The organism is Embleya sp. NBC_00888 (assembly GCF_045207655.1).
In the GTDB taxonomy this organism is placed as follows: Bacteria; Actinomycetota; Actinomycetes; order Streptomycetales; family Streptomycetaceae; genus Embleya.
Genome location: NZ_CP108784.1, coordinates 6,551,555 through 6,569,457, shown reverse-complemented (window position 1 = coordinate 6,569,457; position 17,903 = coordinate 6,551,555). Strand labels below are relative to the sequence as shown.

Sequence of the window (17,903 nt, the reverse complement as noted above, 5' to 3'; positions counted from 1 at the left end):
TCGCGTGCATCATGTGCGCCGTGTGCGTTATGTGCCCTATATAGGTTATGTGCGCTATGTGCATCCCGTGGGTTCCATGAGTCCGGCGAGCCCGGCGCCCAGCCAGTCCGGCGAGCCCGGCGAGCCCGGCGGCCCCGGCGAGCCCGGCGGCCCCGGGATGAGCTCCCGCTCATGAGCGCCCGCGAGGACGCGCCCGGTCCGCGTGCGCTGCTGGTGGGCTGGGGGTTGTTCCTCGGCACGGTCGTGCTGGTCATGGTGGACTGCACCGTCGTACTCGCCGGCTACTGGAACGCCACCAGCGACTGTCTGGAGCGATGGGGTTGCCGCGAACCGGCGGTCGGCCCGGCCGACGGCTCGCTGCTCGCCTTCGGGACGAGCCTGCTCGCGCTCTTCCTGGTCGCGGTCTCGACGGCGTTGCCGAGAGTGGGGCTGCGCGGCGTACGGCGATGGCTCGGCCTGGTCACCGTGGCCGGCCAACTGGTCGGCATCGCGACGGTGGTGGACGCCACGGGGTGATCGGGAAGGATCTCCCGCATCCACCTGTTCTCGCTCGTGTGAGCGAGATGGTGAGCGTGACGACAGCAGCGACCGTGACCGGGACGTCGACCACGGCCACAAGCGCCGGTCCGCCCCACACCCGCCCCGATGCCGGACGCGAGCCACGGGCCACCGCCGGCATCGAGTCCGGAGACGCCCGCCGGCACGGGACCACATCCGGCATCGAGCCCGGGGCCTCCCATCGGCCCGACGATGGTGTCCTCGACGTCGTGGTCGTCGGCGCCGGGCAGGCCGGGCTGTCCGCCGCCTACCATCTGCGCCGCTCCGGCCTGTCGTTCGTCGTACTCGACGCCGACGAGGGTCCGGGCGGAGCCTGGCGGCACCGGTGGCCCACGCTGCGGATGGAAGCCGTACACGGGATCCACGAGCTTCCCGGCCTGCCGGTACCGCAGATCGAGCCGACCCGGCCCGCCTTCGAGGCGCTGCCCGAATACTTCGCGACCTACGAGCGCACCTTCGACCTGCACATCGTGCGCCCCGTAGCCGTCACGGCCGTGCGCTCGACGCCTGCCCCGGGCGCGCAGCCCGGCCCCGGCGCGGCGTCCCGCCCGACGCCCGCCCCCGGCGCGCATCCCCTCGACACCGGCCCGCACACCACCGGCCCGCATGCCGCCCACTCGAACGCGACCACCACGACGCAACCCCCCGCCCCCGCCGACCTGTTGACCATCGAAACCGACCGGGGCACCTGGACCGCCCGCGCCCTGATCAACGCGACCGGGACGTGGCGCCACCCGTTCATCCCCTACTACCCGGGCGCCGGCGAGTTCCGCGGCCGGCAGTTGCACATGGCGGACTATCGTGGGCCGGCCGAGTTCGCCGGACAACATGTCGTCGTGGTCGGTGGCGGTACGTCCGCCATCCACGCGCTCGCCGAGATCGCCGAGGTCGGCACCACCACGTGGGTGACCCGTCGGCCGCCGGTGTTCCGCGACGGGGAGTTCAGTGCCGAGGTCGGTCGGTCCGTGGTCGCCCGGGTGGAGGAGCGTGTTCGTGCGGGGCTGCCGCCGGAGAGTGTGGTGGCGGTGACGGGGCTGCCGCCGACGGCCGCGGTGCGCGCCGCGCGAGAGCACGGAGTGCTGACGCGACTGCCGATCTTCGATCGGATCACCGCTCTCGGAGTGGAATGGGCCGACGGCTCCTCGGTACGCGCCGACGCCATCGTGTGGGCGACCGGATTCCGCGCGGCACTGCGGCACTTGGCGCCGCTGGACCTGCGCGAGCCCGGCGGCGGCATCAGGATGGACGGTACGCACGCCGCGCGCGACCCGCGCATCCACCTTGTGGGGTACGGTCCTTCGGCAAGCACGATCGGTGCCAACCGGGCCGGCCGCGCCGCCGTGCACGACCTGAAAGCACTGCTCTCCACCGAGAGCACCGCTCACATCGCGGCCTGACCCCCGAGCCCGTCCGCGAGAGCCTCGTGCACGCAGCACCACGACACGGCCCGCACACGCATCACCGCACGTGCCCGCACCAGCATCACCGCACGTGTCGAAGCGCCCGTCGACGTCACTCTCCGCACACGCAAAGGATCTTGCGCCGGCGACGCCGATGCGGCATAACAATGATCACGCAACGGGTGGGAGACCAGGTGCCGCAGGATGTGCTGTTCTCGATTCCGTTCGAGGCCCCGATCAGTCCGTACCTGGACCAGGCCCGGAGCCGCCACCTCGACTGGGTCCGCGACCGCGGCCTGATCCGCACCGACGCGGGTCTGCGCGAATACACCTCGTGGGACCTGCCGGAAGCCGTCGGCCGTACCTACCCGCACGCGTCGCCCGACGACCAGTTCATGTTGATGAACTGGTTCGCGCTGGCCTTCCTGTTCGACGACGACTGCGATGCCGACCCGGACGCCGACGCCCGCACCAAGGCCCGGTCCGGCACCGACGCCACCCCCGGCGGCGGCCCCGCCGCCCGCCCGCGGACCCCCGAACGCCCGGACCGCGTCGCCGAGATCGCCCGCGAACTGATCACCATCCCGTTCCGCGAACCCGGCACCCCGCCCGACCTGGTCTCCCCGATCACCCTGGCCTGGTCCGAGGTCTGGGCCTCGATGTCCGACGGCACCTCGGTGACCTGGCAGAACCGGTTCGCGGCGAGCTGGGCCCGATTCCTCGCCTCGCACGCGTCCGAGCTGCGGATGAGCGCCTCCCGGGCGGTACCCGATCTGGACAGCTATCGCGTGATGCGCCGCAACACCGCCGGCATACCGCACTCGCTCGACGCGATAGAACGCAGCCGCAGGTTCGAGGTGCCCGCCCAGATCCAGGCGCACCCGCTCATGCGCAGGCTGCGCGAGGCCGCGACCGACACGATCGCCTACATCAACGACATCCAGTCACCGGGCCGCCGCGGCCGCCGGGTCGCGTCGCACAACCTGGTCATGGTCCTGCGCGACCGGCTGGACTGCTCGCACGACGTCGCGCTGCGCGAGGCGACCAGGATGACGTACGAGCAACTCGACACGTTCATGACGCTCCAGGCGTACATGCCGCAGATCTGCGGCGAACTCGGTCTGGGCGCGACCGAACGCATCGCCGTCGAGATGAGCGTCGAGGGGATGCGCAACTGGATCCGCGGCTACTACGACTGGGGCCTGCGCTCCGCCCCCTACACCGTGCCCGACGTTGTCCCGGACGAACCCGCGCACGGCTACGCCGACGACCCGCACAACCCGGCCGGCACCCACCTGCGCACGCGGACGGCCTGACGCCGCAGCGTCCGGAAGTACCGGACACGGACGGCCACTTCGCGACGCCCCCGACCAACCCCCGCCTCCGCGGCGCCTACTGCGGCGGCCCCGGATCCGCGTGCGCCGCACGCGCCATCCACCCCTGCGTCTCGATCGAGATGACGTTCTCGCACCGCTCCACGAACCGCGCCTCCTCGGCCGGATCCAGCGGCATCCGCGCCACCCGATCGTCGCGCAACCGGCGCAACTGCTCGGCGGTCCGCGCGAACGAGATCAGGTTCTCCTGGTACCGAACGCCGTATCCGTACACCATCACCGACGCCGAGACCGTCGTCACCACCGGGACCCACGCCCCGAGCCGGCCGCCGCCCACCGTGCCCGCCACCGCCGCGAGCGCCATGCCGGTGAGCGCCAACACGAACTCGGCGAACTGGATCCGGGCCAGCCCCCGCCGCATCCGCGACACCTGCGTCCGGTAGTAGCCGTCCGCCTGAACGTCGATGCGCTCGCGCACATAGCCGTCCACATCGTGCACGGCCGGCGGCGCCGGCTGTTCCGCCGGGTCCAACGACGGCAGCAGGCCCAGCAGTTCGCTCGCCTCGTCCTCGAAACAAGCGCGCCGTGCGGACAATCGCGCCCGACGCTCGGCCCCCGCGCCCGCGTACGGATCACTCACCGTCAGGTAGAGGTAGACCTCGCTCTTGAGCCCCTCGCTGACCGAACGCAGCCGCGTCCAGGCCTCGATCCGGGCCGGTGGCAGCCGCAGCGACGTCACCAGCGGAACCAGTCCCACACACAGCGCGCCGATCAGCGACAGCACCTTGCCCGGGTCGCCGGACACCTGCGTGCCCGCCGTGACCGATATCGCGCCGGCAACCCCCAACACCAGCCGGACCAGCCGCCATCGCTGCACCGACGCCTTGGCCGTCGACGCGGCGAGCGACCAGCGACGCTGCGCGTGCCACGTCTGTTCGAGCACCGGGTCCGTACCGACGGTCACGCGGGCCTCCTGGGCGGATCGGGTCGTTCCGGATGGCCGGCCAGATGCATCGCCCGGCCGTACGTACGTCTCAACTCGCCTTCACCGGAGGGCGTCAACGGCGCCAGTTCGATCGCCTCGACCGGTCCGCACGCGCCGACCCGGTCGGTGAGGAACAACAACAGCAGGCACGGGAACGCCACCCGCAACTCACGCACCAACGCCGCGTCCGGCAGGTGCCGGATGACCACCACGATCGGTCCGGTCTCCAGCGCGTGCGCCTCGATCACCTCACGGAACCCGATCTCGCCCTCCAACTCCGGGTCGTCATAGCCGTCGTAGTCCAGGTGCCCGGCCACCGCGTCCCGGATCGCGGCGATCAGACCCGCCGCCATCCGGGCGCCGGCCGGCACCGTGACCTCCACATGCGGCCACGGACGCGGGTGACCGCTGGCCCGGAGCAGGTACGCCCGCAGGGTCCCGTCGCGCGTCGCGGTGAGCACGGCGACCTGCCCGTCCTCGCGCCCGCGCAACTCGCCCAGTTGCGCGGCGGCCAGCGTGGGCACCCGCGCGTACACCACACTGAGGTCGGCCACCGTGCCCGCCGGCTCCGACCGCAGCACCGGCAGCACCTCGCCCAGCGCCCGCACCAGCGGGTCGGGTTCGCGCCGGGGCGCCGGAGCGCGCTCGGTCAACAACGCCTCGCTGAGCCGTTCACGGAGCACTTCGCGGTCGAGCCGCTCACGCACCCCCAGCACCTCCGCGGCGGCCCGCAGCGGTCCTTCGTACGCCTCGCCCAGCGCGGCGGTCACCGCGTTGCGCGTGGGCGAGGAGCGGTCCAGGTGCCACAGCCGGATCTGCGCCAGATCCGCACACAGCTTGGCGGGCAGCCGACCGCGGGCGATCTCGTCGTCGGCCCAGTCGCACATGTCCACCTCACCGAGATGGATCGCCTTGAGCGCGCTCGCGGCGAGATCGACGCGGCGCACATCCGGCAACTTCAGTGCGATGAAGCGATATCGGGCGTCGGCCCGCCGCCTGCCGTCCGCGATGCTGGCCTCGTAGCCGACGTTCGCCGACTCCAGCGCGTGCCGGGACAGCAGCAGTACGGTGGCCTGACTGCCGTGCAGTTCCAGCGCGATCTCCTGCTGCCACCCGTCGCCGCTGCGCAGGAAGTCCTTGTCGTACACGGCCTCGAAGCCCTCGGCGCTCAGCCGCTCGACCAGCGCGTCGCGCGCGTCCAGACAACGGCAGCAGACCTGTCCCGGCTTCGCCCGCGTGCTGTGGCTGACGAAGATCCGCGGACGAGGTGTCGGGGCGGCACCGGGCCGGTCCAAGGCATGATGGGCCGTCACGAGCGGCTCGCGTAGAGCTCGTTGGACGTCAGCAGCCGGAACCAGCGGTATTCGTGGGCGGCGAGGGTGACCATCGCCGGCGACCTGTCGCCGAGCGTGCGCGCCGGTTGCGGCCCCGAGGGATCCAGCAGGTCCACGAGCCTGCCGGGCGGCAGACTGGGTGTGGTCAGCGCCACGGTGCCTCGCTGTGTACCGAGATTCGCCACGCAGACCACGATGTCGTCCTGGTATCGCCGGGACAGCACGACCATGGCCGAGTCGCCGGACCCCAATCGGGTCGCGGTGCCCCGGGCAAGTGCCCGCTCCCGTCCGCGCACGCGCAGCAACGCGGCGACGGCGTCGCCCAGGGGACCGACGGGCAGCCCGCCCACAGCCCGAAGTCCCGGTAACGCGAGCGCGACCGAGGCCATCGCACCCGCACCCGCCGGGTCCCTCCCGATGCCGGTCGACAGCGACAGGGCCCAGTCCGGCACGGCGTCCGCGAACGGTTGCCCGGTCTCCATGAGCGCCAGCGCCTGCGGCACCGATCGAGTGCCCTGGGCGAGCACGAGATGGCAACACTCGTCACCGGCACGCGATGCCGACTCGCCGACCGCACCGCGATCGAGTACGAGCACCCGCCCCGGATGCTCGTCCACCAACCGCCGCAGCGTCCGTAGGAATTCCACCGTCGGGTCGCACCGGCCGGTCGTGGAGTCGCCGCTCGCAGCCGGACGCGAGGGCAACACTCGTACGCCTGCGGCACCCGCCGCCAGCAACTCGGCGCAATGACGCAACAATCGAGATCCGCGGTCGCTCCGGACCGCTTCCGAACCGTGCGCGACCCTCACGTCGACCAGCAGCTTGATCCCGGCCGCCCCGGCCGCGCGCACGATCCCCCCGGCCGCCACCGAGCCGGTACGCCCGGGTGTCGACTCCCGCATCGGCACGGGCAGGCATACGCAGCCGATGCCCGAGCGCACGAGAGACTCCAGGTCTCCGGCACGCACGGGCATCGTGCCGACCAGGGTGTCCCGCAGCCAACCCGTCTCCGGGTCCGCGTTCCGGGTCGGCGTGAGCAGCACGGTCCGGCCGTCCTCGGCCCGCAGTTCGACCGGGCCGCCCCGGCCGACCACGGTGAGCTCCCACAGACTCGCCGCCGAGATGCTCACCGCCGGGAACGGCAGCGGCACTTCGCGCATCCGACCCGACATCGTCGCGCCGTCCCATCTCAGCAACCGGCCCGCCCGGTCCACGGCCGCGGTCCCGGCCCCGCCGCGGCTGATCGCGACGGACACGATGTCCGTGCTCAGGCCGCCGCCCCGGACGACATGGGTCGTGTCGGGGGTCGGCATCAGCACGAGTTGCGGCCCGGTCTGCGCGAAGAGCAGCGGACGGCCGCCGTGCGCGCTGGTGATCGCGGTCACCGGCAGCACGTCGGCGCGCGCCTCGGACCGGATCGCACCGCCTCCCGCGAGGTCGACGAACTCCGGTTCCGCACTGCCGCGCACGATCACCAACTCCGACGACTCGGCACCGACCCAGATCCGCAGACCCACTTCGGCCGACCGGGACAGGTAGATCGGCGGATCCGTCGGCGCGTCCGGCCGGACCGTGCACACACCATGCTCGTTCGCCACGACCACGCACGGCGTCGGCGACAAACGGTCGGGCGTGGCGACGACCGCGTCACGGATCTCCCCCAGGCCGCCGATGGACACCGTCTCGGCCACTTCGGTCCGCACCACGAGCAACCGATCGTCGGCCGCCAGCAGGATCGTCCCGGTCCGGTCATCGGCTCGTAGCAGGCGGGGAGTTCCGCGCAGCGGTACGGTCCGGCGCAGCTTGCCCTGCCACAGCAGCAGTTCCGTCCCCTCACCCGCCGAACGCAGCGCCGCTCGGAGCCGGCCGTCCGCCAACGCGCCCGTGGCCCCGAAGACCGTCTCCGCGTTCATGAGTCGGCGGCCCGTCAGCGGGTCCCGATCGGTGGACCTCACGGCCAGTTCGGCGAACACCGCGACCGGCACCCGCACCGACTCGTCGGCCCCCAGCTCCACCACGTGGCCCTGTGTCGTGGCCTCCCCCGGTCCCGCCAGCTCGACCCGTACCCGTTCCCCGCCCGGGACTTCCAGCACCCGCGAACCCGGTGCCGGCGGGCGGCTGAGGGTCAGGCCGGCATCGTCCAGCCGCACCCCGAGTTCCGCGTGGCCGCGCACCGGCGTCCGGGTCGCGGCCGCCCGTGCCGCCGCGACCCGGGCCGTTCCGTGCCGATCGACCACCCAGCCCGGCGGATCGACCGCCAGCCGGGCCGCCGCCGAGATCAGCAGGGTGCGGGCCGGTGCGGCGGCCTCGAGCACCCGGGGCAGCCTGGGCAGGAAGTGCACGAGCCAACGGGAGAGATCGTCGGCCGACGCGCCGTCGGAGGCACCGGCCGAGATCCCGGCGGCGAAGCCGGCCAGTTCGGCCTCCGTGTCCACGCATCGCTCACCGGCGTCGGCCAGCGCGAGTCGCGTGTAGCGCCGGACCAACTCCGGTGCCTCGCGCTGCATGTCCTCGGTCAGGGAGAGCACCGCCTTCCACTGCCGCCGGTCCCGAGACAATTCGTGCCGCAACCCGGCCGCGATCAGCGGATCGAGCACCACGGCCCGCGCGTCGGCGGACTCGATCAGCGGCGAGAACCAGAGGTCCGCCTCCAGCCCCGCCGCACTGGCCGGGACGAATGTCAGCCGCGCCCGCCGGACGAACGCCGGGGCGGCGTGCGGGGCCAGGCACAGGGCTCGGGCCAGCGTGTACAACGGCGGATCGGCCTCGGCCAGCCACCGCAGATAGCGCAGCTCCGCCGATCCGTCGGGTTCGGCGCCGTCCGGCGGGCTGTCGAGGTCCGGCGGGGCGTCGCCGTCCGGCCGCGCGTCGCGGGCGGGTGCCGGGCGCGCGTCGAAGGGCCCGCGTGGACCCGTCATCGCCGCACCCCCTCCCCCGCCCGCCGAGTCTCCCGCCGCGCCGCGCGAATCGAGGTCCGCCGATCGAGCGGCACCATCGCCACGCGCCGGCGCAGCGCCCACGGATGCGCCCGCGCCTCGTACGGTGTCAGGCACACCACCGGACATCCGGCACGGCGTACCCCGTCGATCCAATCCCGCCACTCGGCCGAACCGGCCGCGGCGGCGGCACTGAACGGCAGCCTGCGCAGGCCCAGATCCGACACCAGCACCACAGGCGTACCCGCCGCCGGCGCCCGGTAGGCCACCGGCCCACGGCGCCCGACCGCACGCACGCCGCGCCACGGGGTGCCCTGAAAGCGCAGCACCTCGACCCGGCCCCGCCCGACCACCGCGTCCGCGAGTTCACGCAACCACCGCTGGTCGAACCGGAAGGGACGCATGGACTCGCCGCCGTCCAGCAGGAGTTGTATGCCCAGCCGGGTGGTCGGCCGCGATCGGAAGGGAAGCGTTCGCACCAACCCGCGATCGGCCACCCCGCGAACCAGAGCACGTTCGTCCAGTACGCGGCCGATCACATCGGTCGCCGTCGCCGCGAACATCACCCCCGACGCCCAACGCCCCGACCACACCGGCTCGGGCGCGCCATCGCGCGAACCGGAATCCAGCAACCGTTGTACGTCGACCCCATCCGACTCGTCCGCCACAACCCGACCGGAAGCCGGCCTCGGTTCACGCAGCACCAGCAACGAGCAGCCGCCGTCGGCCTCCCGCGGCGGCGGCACGGGCGCGCTCACGACAGCAGGCGAATCGTCCCGGGTCCCGCGCGGCTCGTCGGGGTCCGCCGCCGGCGGCGGAGTCCGGGCCGAAGTGCCCACCGGTCGCACCGAGTCGGTCGTCGCGGACAAGCCCAGCGCCCGGGCGATCTCCATCGCCGTGTCGACCTCGGTGACCTCCAGCGCGACGATCGCCCGGACCAGGTCGCCGAGATGGACCTGCCCCCGTCCGGCGCTCACCCGCGTGGCCTCGCGCTCCCTCGGCCCTTGCTCAGTGCGACCTCCACGACCAGGTCCCAGGTACGGCTGCCCGCGGTGACGCCCAGTTCGTGGCACGCGCGCAACGTGTCGAGGAACTCGGCCGTGCTCGGGCCCGGAGCCGACTCGGATTCGCCGGCGATCTTCAGCAGATGGTCGGCGACCTGCTCGGCCATGGATTCGTCGTAGGCGTCCCCGAGATGACCGCAGGCCACCTTCAACAGATGTGTGCGGTCCGGGGCTTCGAGGGAGAGCAGGATGCAGCGGCGCACGAAGGGTGCGGGCAACTCCCGTTCGTTGTTGCTGGTGATCACCACCAGCGGCTCGGCGCCCGGGCGCGCGCGCACCTCCTCGCCGTCCGGGCCGGTGAAGCGCAGCGTGTCGAGGGGTACCAGCAGGCTGTTCGGCAGGTCCGGATCGGCCTTGTCGATCTCGTCGATCAGCACCACGGACACCGGAGCGGGACCGGTGTGCCGGCCGTACACCGGCCCGTCCTCCGGCGCCTGCCCGGCCCGACCGGGCACGGTGCGATACGGATCGAAGGCCTTCCACAACACGCCCTGCGCGCAGTACGCGCCGATCGTCGGCGCGACCTCGCGGACCTGCGCGTCGTTGAGCCGACGGAGCGCGTCGAACCGCCACAGCAGGTCCTCGGGTTCGGTGCGCGCGGTGATCACCTCGGTGTGGCAGACCCGCCCCAGGTGACGCGCGACGTTCGGCGCGAGCGTGGACTTGCCCGACCCCGGAGGCCCGAAGACGAGCAACGGCCGCCGAGTCGCCAGCGCGACGTTGACCGCCAGCACGATGCGCTCGTCGTCGAACACGTATACGCCGTCGTCCGACGTCGGTCCGCCGGCTCCGAACTCCGGTGCGGACGCGGGAGGAGGCTGCCGGAACGGGTCGAACGCCATGGCTTTGGACACGTCCCCAGTGTGCCGCCCGACCGGGTGCCTCGGTACGGATTCCGGCACAAGCGGGTGCGATCCGATCTCGGTTCGATCCCGATCCGATCCGGGTTCGACCCGGGTTCGACCCGGGTTCGACCCGGGTTCGACCCGGGTTCGACTCCGATCCGCCCCCGATCCGGCCCGGCGTGCCGGCCGATTCGGTGCCGGGACGGCGTGGGGAGTCCACCCGGATGGCGCTGCGGCGTCGTCCGAGTCCCGCGGGCCCGGTGCCGAGTCGGTCGTCGGTCTGACAGGATCCGATGCCGTGCGGATATCTCCGATCCATCTCGACGCGGACACCGCCGGCGTGCTGCGTCGCGACCGCCTCGTGATCGCGGGCGCGTTCGTGCTCACCGCCGGCGCGTTGTCGTGGCGGGTGGGCGTCCAGGCGGTACTGCCCGCGTTTCTGGCCTTCGCGTTGCTCGCCTCGGCACTCGTGGTGTGCGACGCCAGGCTGATGCGGCTCCCCGATCCGCTGACCCTGCCCGGCTATCCCGTGCTCGCCGCGCTGTTGCTCGCCCCGCTCGACTGGGAGGCCTACCTGCGCGCGCTGTTCGCGATGGCCGCGGCGTACGCCCTGCACCTCGTGCTCGCGCTCTGCGGTCTGGGCATCGGCCTCGGCGACGCCAAGGCGGCCGGCCTGGTCGGCCTGGTGCTCGGCTGGCTGGCCTGGGCCGCGCTCGTCCAGGGGTTGGTCCTGGCGTACGTCTGCGTGGGCCTGTACGCGATCGCCCTGGCCGCGACCCGGCGCGCGGGTCGGGGCAGCGTGGTCCCGTTCGGCCCGTTCCTGCTCGGCGCGGCCGTACTCGTGATGCTGATTCGCGGGGCGTGACCGGGACCGGTCGCCCCGGACCGCCCGATGCCCGATCCGGCGGGCGAACCGGCGGCCGGACCGGCGAACCGCGCCGATCCGCCCGCCGCCGGGTCAGTCGTCCAACAGATCCCGCAGCAACTCCACAGTGAGCGGCTCCGGTTCCGCGCCCAGGCCGGCCAGCAATCCGTCCAACCGGTCGACGTAGTAGTCCAACTCGGCACGATCGCCGGTTATGTGCGTCGCCCGGAACATCGTGCGGTAGAGCATCTGCGACTCCGGGCACACCACCAGGCCGACCGAGCAGGCCCGCTTGGCGGCCTGCGGGTCGTGGTTGTCCAGGTGGTAGTCCGCCAGTCGGGCGGCCACGTCGACGATCTCGGCGATCATCTGCTGACGAAACGGCTCGGCCCAGACGTAGCGGCGCGGGCCCACCCCGTCGAACGGCGCGTCGCGCACTATGTCCAGCGCCCTCGCGTAGTCCATCGCCACCTCGTGGTTCCCGTACAGGCCGGGCGCCACCAACTCACGGAAGCGGAACCAGTCGCACGCGAAGCCCGGCCCGAAGGCATAGCCCTCGCCGCCGACCGCCGCCGGCAGGTGGCTCGTACCGTCCTGCCCGATGCCCACCCAGCGGCGCAGTTGGCTGATCGCCGAGTTGCGCGCGGTGGCGGTGACCCCCAGCGGCCAGACGGCGGAGTCGAGTTCGGTCAGCGGACGGCCCGGGTGCAGCGCGATCCACGCGGCGAGTTCGGTGAGCCGTGCGCGCCGGCCGTGCTCGACCTCCTCGCCCACACCGATCAGGTCGACCTGACCCAGGATCCGGATCTCCGGGTAGGTCGGCGCGAAGCCCTCCGAGGCCTGACCCGACGCGACCGGCGCCTCGGCCGGGAGCGCGGCGACCGGCGGCGCGACGTCCCACGTCGAACCCACCTCCGGGGCGTCCACCACGGCGGCCTCCGCCTCCGGCGCGACCACCAGGAACATCCCGGAGTCCTCGGCGGTCGGCCCCTCCTGGACGGTCAGGCCCTCCTGGACCTGCCCCGGCGCACCCCAGTACTCGGCTGACGGCATCTCGACGCCGCCCGCGAGAGCATCCGCCGGTGGGGGCACCGCGCGTGCCTGCTCGGACGGCGCGGGAGCGGTCCGTCCGCGCTCGCCGCCCTGCATCAGGTCGACCTCGTCGGCCGGGCCCAGGACCTGGACCCCGGGGCCGGTGAGCACGTCGGCCCGAACGCCCCCATGTCCGTTGGCGGCATGGGCCGGGTAGGCCGCGTAGGCACCCTCCGGGGCCTCCTCGACATCCCACGGCACGGCTTGTTCTCCGGTGCTGGTCCGAGCCTCGATCGGCACTGCTGTTCCCTCGTCCGGGGCCTCTGCGGCCGCCACCGAGTCGGCCGGTCGTCCGGCATCCCCGGCGGGTGCGTAGGGGTGGTCCTCGGGATCGTCCACCCCTTCGAGTCCTATTTCGTCGTGTCCGGCGTCCTCGGGCGTCCGCTCGTCGACCAACGGGTCGTGCGCGTGCGAGCGTTCCGGAAACACAGGCGCTCCGAAAACCGGTTCGCCGAGTGTCGAGTCCGCCGGGTCCGCCGCCTCGGACACCGGAGTCCCCAGCGCGGCCACCTCGAATTCCACCGTCCCCGAGGCCGATTCCTGCCGGTCCGGCATGGCGTCGACGGCCTCCTGGACGTTCGGTTCGGCGTACACCGACCCGGTACGGACCGACCCCTCGACGGCCGGCTCCTCGAAGGATGGCGTCACAGGCGCTTCGCCGCCATATGGCGGATGCGCGTACGGCGGTTCCGCATAGGGCGACTCGGCATATGACTGTTCCGCGTACCCGAGCTCCGTGTCGGTCGATTCCCCGGCCCGCACGTCGGCCGCCGCCCCTGCCTCCTCGGCGGATTGCGGGTACGCCGCCGGCTCCGCCGGGTCGGTGCCGTCCGGACCGACCACCGGCGGCTGGAACAACTCCGGTTCGTAGGGGCGCTCGACCTCGTCGGGAGACTGCGCGTCGTACTCGTGCGGATCCTCGGGCAGCCAGGGCAACGGCAGCGAACCGGTGTCCTCGGTCGATCCGAGGCGCCGTTCGATCCGCTCCGGAGGCGCCAACGGCCCTCCCGGGAGCGGGTATACGGCCGTGCCCCAAGACCCCGGACCCGAGCCCGCACCGGCCCGCCCGTCCCGACCCGACCTGCCCGCGGGTCGTCCGGGTGCGGCGAACGCCCGCTCGTCCGGCTCCGGATCGGTGGGATCCGGCTGGTAGTAGCCGGGTACCGGATCGGCCCCGGCATCGGCCTCGGTCGCGACGCCGCCGCCCACCCGGGCCGGCCGCTCCATGCCGCCGACCGCGGACCACGCGGCCGTGGACATGCTGCCGCCGACGGACGCGGCCCCCGCGTGTGCCGGTTCCGGCTCGCGCTCGGGACGCCGAACCGGGATCAGCGACTCTTCGGCGGGCACACCGTCCAGGTCCTTGGAGACGGTGAACATGCTCACCAGGGCCTGGTACTGCGGGTCTTCGAGCCGCTGCACGTGTACATCGGTGTTGATCCGACTCGGCGTCACCGCGCCGGGGATCGTGGGCAACCGGGTCACACCGAGCCCACTGAGCCAGGGCTCGGCGTGAATCGGCGCGATGATCGCGGCGGCCGCGCGCGGATAGGTGTTGGTCAGCCGCTGGATGTGCGGAACGTGCGCCTCGGTCAGCGGCTCCAGGGACAGCACGATCTCCGGCGGCCAGGTGTCGGGCAGGATGCCCTTGGTACGGGCCTGGCGCGGCGAGGTGAGTTTGGCGTCGTCGAGCAGGCCGACCACCTCGTCGGACCAGGTCGCCAAGCGGCCCAGCGCCTCGTCCAGCGAGTAGGCGTAGCGCAGTTGTTGCCGACCCTCGCGCTCCACGTCACGCAGCTCGCGACCGAAGCCCACCACGGTCACGCACAGGTCGTCGCTCCACACGTTGGAGAGCAGTTCGACCGCCAGCGCGCGCAGCACCGCGAGGTTGTCCTCGCCCGAACCATCGGTCAGTCCGACCACGCCGAGCGATTCGAGGTCCACCAGCAGTTGCCTGCCGTCGTCGGTTTCGCCGAGCACCGCGAGCGCGGGGTAGGGCGCCGGGACGTTGGCCGCCGCGCTGCTGTGCAGCAACTCGGCGTCCGCCGGGCAGGTCCAGTGCATGTGGTCGCCGTGCACCGCCTCGAACGGATACAGCGGCGGTGACGGCGCGGCCAGGTGCAGTTCGAGTCGACGGTCGGTCAGTTGCACCGAGTCGATCAGCGGCAGGGTGCGCCCGGTGTCCGACATCCGCGCGCACAACGTGCGGAGCGTGCGGTCGAACAGGTCGAGCGCGTCCGGGGTTTCGGTGGCGCGCAGTTGTTGTTCGAGGTCGGCGGCCTCCGGCGCGGGCATCGCGATCCGCCGGCCGTCCCGACGCACCGACTGCTGTAGTCGACGGCGCACCAGCAACGCGCCCAGCACCGCCGCGGCGCCCACCGCGCCCAACGCGATGGCGCCGACCGGCAGCGAACGCTCGTCTCCACCCGGGCTGGGCGCCTCGGCGCGGCTCCCGGTGGGATTGGTGTTCTCCGCGTTCTGCCTCGGTGCCTGGCTCGGCTTGGCGGGAGCGCTCGGCACCGTGATCGCATCCTGTTTGGCGATCTGCGGCGGGGTCTCGACGAAAGGCTTCTGCTGCTGTTGCGGCTGCTGTTGCTGTTGTGGCGCCTGCTGTTGCGGCGCCTGCTGTTGCGGCGCTTGCTGCTGGGGCGGTTGTTGCTGCGGCGCCTGCTGCTGAGGTGGTGCCTGCTGCTGCGGCGGTTGTTGCTGTGGAGGCTGCTGCTGGGGTGCCTGCGGCTGCTGGGCCTCGGTGCCTGCGGCACCCGGGATGGACAGCGTCCAGCCGGGCTCGATCGCGTTCGGGTCGGTCAGGGCCGAACCGGTCGGCTGCGGCTTGTCCTTGTTCGCGGCGAAGATCTCGGGATAGCGGTCGCCGTCGCCCAGCAGTTCCTCGGCGATGTCCGACAACGTGTCGCCCGGCTTGACCGTGACCGTCTGCGGCAGCGCCTTTCGGTCGTCGCGCCGGTCCCCGGGTCCGGTGTCCGGCGCGTGCGCGGACTTGACCTCGGCGGGCGGCGCCGCGTTCGCGGGCAGCGTCAGCACCCAGCCCTCCTCGACATAGTCCGCCGAGTCGAACTTCTGCCCGTTCGCCATCACCTTGCCGTCGTTGAGCTTGGCGATCTCCGTCCACCGTTTGCCGTCGCCCAGCCGCTCCTCGGCGATCGTCCACAACGAGTCGCCGCGCTGCACGGTGTGCGTGGGTCCGGCGCTCGTCCCGGGATCCTGTACCCGCACCGGGATTTCCTGCTCGACAGTGCGGTTCGGCGCGCTCGCGACACGCTCCGACAGGTGGGGAGCCGCCTGTGCCTCGCCGGCCGCCAACGCGGTACCGGTGGGCAGCAGCAACATGATGCCGCCGATCAGCGCTCCGGCCGCCTTCTGGCTCCAACCCAGACCGCGAATCCGCGGCGCGGACAACCCCCGTACCTGCGCCGGGATTTCCACCACGACGGAGATCGCGAAGCACAACCACGCGATCCACGCGATGATCGCGAGCGCGGCGATGAAGCCGCTCCCGTCGTCGGGCTCGGTGAGGATCTTGGTGACCTCGTCCAGTCCCGGCAGGCGGTGCGGCAACAGCGTCGTGGTGGCCACGACGAGCAGCGCGGGCAGGCCGACCAGCAACGCGAGCAGGACAACGAGGCTGAGCAGGCCGCGTACGAAGTCGAAGAGGAAGCGGCCGAGTCCACGGCGTCGGCCGCGGTCGTCGCGGCTGCGAGCGTGCGCCCGGGTACCGGGACCGGAGCCGGGACGAGGGCCTTGGGTAACGGTCACGGTGCGTCCTCCGGGGCTTGGATCCCATGGACGAGCCCGGCACGGGCATGGCCTCTGACGGTGACGGTGGAGACGCCGAAGAAGGCGGCCACCTTGGTCTTGTAGTGCAGCGTCACCCAGACGTCGACGTTGCGGCCGTCGGGTGTCACGGTGACGATGGCACGGGGATCGATGGACGCGAGGTACTTGCGCGCCTCGCGCTTGGCGTCCTCCTCCGGCACCACGATCGCGGTGCCCGGAATGGCCTTGGTGGGGTCGATTGCCTGCCCTGCGGCGCGGGCGGCTTCCTGCGCGAACGCGTCGGCCCTGGAGTCCGTACGCAACTTGCCGCCGCCGTCCAGGACCAGCCCGACGAGCAGGATGATCACGGCCATCATGATCGCGAGCATGATGGCCAACGAGCCCCGGTCCCGGGGGTCGCCGGTGACGCCCTCGGCGTACGCGTGAACGCGCCGGCCGGTCGTCACTCCGACCTCTCCCGGTAGGTGTCGATCACGGAGGTGAATCGGCCCCGCATCGTCTTCGACCCGGGGATGCCGGGGAACGCGACGTCGGACAGCGACACGTTGCAGGTGACGGTGACGGTAACGGTCGCCGCCGTGCCGACCTCGGCACTGAAGCCGTCGACGTTCACGTCGACCGTGCGCCGACTCCTGGGACAGCCGACACCCTCCTGCCGCAGCGATCTCTCCACGGCTGCCTCCGCCAGACCCTTCGCGTCACTGCCGTCGCGCGAGATCGACGCCTCCCGCGCGCCCGCCTTCGCCGCCGCGTCCACCCCGTTGCCGGCCACCGAGATCCGCCCGAAGGCGATGACCAGACACAGGAACGCGATCAACACCGGCGCAAGTACCGCTGCCTCCAGGGCGAACGACCCCTCGTCCGCCCGCAGGCTCCCCCTGTACACCCTCGCCCCCCGGATCCTCATCGGCCCGCTGTCGTCCACCGCTCGACGACACCGTCCGCGTGCTGCGTGATGGTCAGACTCCCGATCCCCGGCACGACCGACAACGACCTACCGCTGACGGTCACCCTGATCCGCACGTCTCCCTCGCGCTTCGGAATCACCTTCAGGTCTTTGAGCATTCCCCCGCTGAGGTCCTTCGCCACATCCCGCCCCCGCTGTTCCGCGGCCGTGATGTCGCCGTTGCGGCGCCGCGCCTCCTCGACGCTCTCCCTGGCGACCTGCATCGCGACCTCGCGCGCGTACCACCACAGGCAGCCCTGGATCACCGCGAGCAGGACCAGGATGAACATCGGGAAGATGATCGCCATGGTGATGGACATGCCGCCACGATCCGGCCCGCCTGCCTTGCGCAGACGGCGCCGGATCGCGTCGTAGGGGTAGCCGTGTGGCACTTTGGTCACGAAGACGTGGTCCGAATCGCTAGTCGGCGTTGGGTACCGGCTCCTGGTATTTGTCGTCGGACTTCTTCAGCCCATCCTGGTATTTCTTGTACATGGTGTAGATGACCGCCGCGACGCTGACCGCGGCCACCATCAGCACCGCGACGATGATCGCCGTCTCGATGCTGACCGCTCCGTGGTCGCGCTCCTTGCGCAGCCGCCGGTAGCGGTCCACCACACCGCCCGTGACGATCAATACGAAGGCAATCGGGGCGGGGGCCAGTTTGTGTACGGCGGTCTCCACGCGATCGAGCACCGCGGGGGACGAGGAACCGATCTGCATTGCCTGTACTCCTTCCGGAGAACGGC

14 protein-coding genes are annotated in these 17,903 nt (G+C 72.1%); 4 read left to right on the top strand and 10 right to left on the bottom strand.

The genetic code is table 11. The features are described from left to right. Window positions 1–171: 171 nt before the first annotated feature. The 3 genes from OG948_RS28040 (at window position 172) to OG948_RS28030 (ending at window position 3,274) form a co-directional block, all read left to right on the top strand. Window positions 172–516, top strand: coding sequence for a hypothetical protein (locus tag OG948_RS28040; RefSeq protein ID WP_406299098.1), 345 nt, complete (start codon window positions 172–174; stop codon window positions 514–516). Window positions 517–719: 203 nt separating this feature from the next. Continuing rightward, the gene (locus OG948_RS28035) at window positions 720–1,955 is read left to right on the top strand and encodes an FAD-dependent oxidoreductase (RefSeq protein ID WP_406300358.1); all 1,236 of its coding nucleotides are present in this window, start codon (window positions 720–722) and stop codon (window positions 1,953–1,955) included. 185 nt (window positions 1,956–2,140) lie between these two features. Then, window positions 2,141–3,274: a terpene cyclase gene (locus OG948_RS28030; RefSeq protein WP_406299097.1), complete on the top strand. Its 1,134-nt coding sequence runs from the start codon at window positions 2,141–2,143 to the stop codon at window positions 3,272–3,274. Between the two features lie 76 nt (window positions 3,275–3,350). Here the strand turns inward: OG948_RS28030 and OG948_RS28025 are convergent, their stop codons facing one another. The 5 genes from OG948_RS28025 to OG948_RS28005 are packed head-to-tail and all read right to left on the bottom strand — an operon-like array spanning window position 3,351 to window position 10,465. Next, window positions 3,351–4,256 (bottom strand): DUF4231 domain-containing protein, encoded by a 906-nt coding sequence (locus tag OG948_RS28025; RefSeq protein ID WP_406299096.1) that lies wholly within the window; start codon window positions 4,254–4,256, stop codon window positions 3,351–3,353. Next, the gene (locus tag OG948_RS28020) at window positions 4,253–5,590 is read right to left on the bottom strand and encodes a toll/interleukin-1 receptor domain-containing protein (protein WP_406299095.1); all 1,338 of its coding nucleotides are present in this window, start codon (window positions 5,588–5,590) and stop codon (window positions 4,253–4,255) included. The genes OG948_RS28025 and OG948_RS28020 overlap by 4 nt, the downstream gene beginning before the upstream one ends. Beyond that, entirely contained in the window at window positions 5,587–8,529 is a 2,943-nt protein-coding gene (locus tag OG948_RS28015; RefSeq protein WP_406299094.1) for a hypothetical protein, read from the bottom strand. Before OG948_RS28015 ends, OG948_RS28020 begins: the two co-directional genes overlap by 4 nt. After that, entirely contained in the window at window positions 8,526–9,524 is a 999-nt protein-coding gene (locus OG948_RS28010) for a hypothetical protein (RefSeq protein ID WP_406299093.1), read from the bottom strand. Before OG948_RS28010 ends, OG948_RS28015 begins: the two co-directional genes overlap by 4 nt. Next, window positions 9,521–10,465, bottom strand: coding sequence for an AAA family ATPase (locus OG948_RS28005; RefSeq protein ID WP_406299092.1), 945 nt, complete (start codon window positions 10,463–10,465; stop codon window positions 9,521–9,523). Before OG948_RS28005 ends, OG948_RS28010 begins: the two co-directional genes overlap by 4 nt. Before the next feature lie 289 nt (window positions 10,466–10,754). Here OG948_RS28005 and OG948_RS28000 point away from each other — a divergent pair, with 289 nt between their 5' ends. After that, the gene (locus tag OG948_RS28000; RefSeq protein WP_406299091.1) at window positions 10,755–11,321 is read left to right on the top strand and encodes a prepilin peptidase; all 567 of its coding nucleotides are present in this window, start codon (window positions 10,755–10,757) and stop codon (window positions 11,319–11,321) included. Between the two features lie 93 nt (window positions 11,322–11,414). On the opposite strand, the gene OG948_RS27995 is transcribed toward OG948_RS28000, so the two are convergent. The 5 genes from OG948_RS27995 to OG948_RS27975 are packed head-to-tail and all read right to left on the bottom strand — an operon-like array spanning window position 11,415 to window position 17,877. Continuing rightward, window positions 11,415–16,187 (bottom strand): LysM peptidoglycan-binding domain-containing protein, encoded by a 4,773-nt coding sequence (locus OG948_RS27995; protein ID WP_406299090.1) that lies wholly within the window; start codon window positions 16,185–16,187, stop codon window positions 11,415–11,417. Beyond that, window positions 16,184–16,654, bottom strand: coding sequence for a pilus assembly protein TadG-related protein (locus OG948_RS27990; RefSeq protein ID WP_406299089.1), 471 nt, complete (start codon window positions 16,652–16,654; stop codon window positions 16,184–16,186). Before OG948_RS27990 ends, OG948_RS27995 begins: the two co-directional genes overlap by 4 nt. Continuing rightward, the gene (locus OG948_RS27985) at window positions 16,651–17,094 is read right to left on the bottom strand and encodes a TadE family protein (protein ID WP_406299088.1); all 444 of its coding nucleotides are present in this window, start codon (window positions 17,092–17,094) and stop codon (window positions 16,651–16,653) included. Before OG948_RS27985 ends, OG948_RS27990 begins: the two co-directional genes overlap by 4 nt. A gap of 17 nt (window positions 17,095–17,111) precedes the next feature. After that, on the bottom strand, window positions 17,112–17,555 hold the full coding sequence (locus OG948_RS27980) for a TadE family protein (protein WP_406299087.1): 444 nt from the start codon (window positions 17,553–17,555) through the stop codon (window positions 17,112–17,114). A gap of 19 nt (window positions 17,556–17,574) precedes the next feature. Beyond that, window positions 17,575–17,877: a hypothetical protein gene (locus OG948_RS27975; protein WP_395859596.1), complete on the bottom strand. Its 303-nt coding sequence runs from the start codon at window positions 17,875–17,877 to the stop codon at window positions 17,575–17,577. Window positions 17,878–17,903 lie beyond the last annotated feature (26 nt).

Excerpts from the sequence above, each read along its gene's own strand:
- OG948_RS28040 (WP_406299098.1), top strand. The coding sequence starts at position 172 with ATGAGCGCCCGCGAGGACGCGCCCGGTCCGCGTGCGCTGCTGGTGGGC.
- OG948_RS28015 (WP_406299094.1), bottom strand. The coding sequence starts at position 8,529 with ATGACGGGTCCACGCGGGCCCTTCGACGCGCGCCCGGCACCCGCCCGC.
- OG948_RS27975 (WP_395859596.1), bottom strand. The coding sequence starts at position 17,877 with ATGCAGATCGGTTCCTCGTCCCCCGCGGTGCTCGATCGCGTGGAGACC.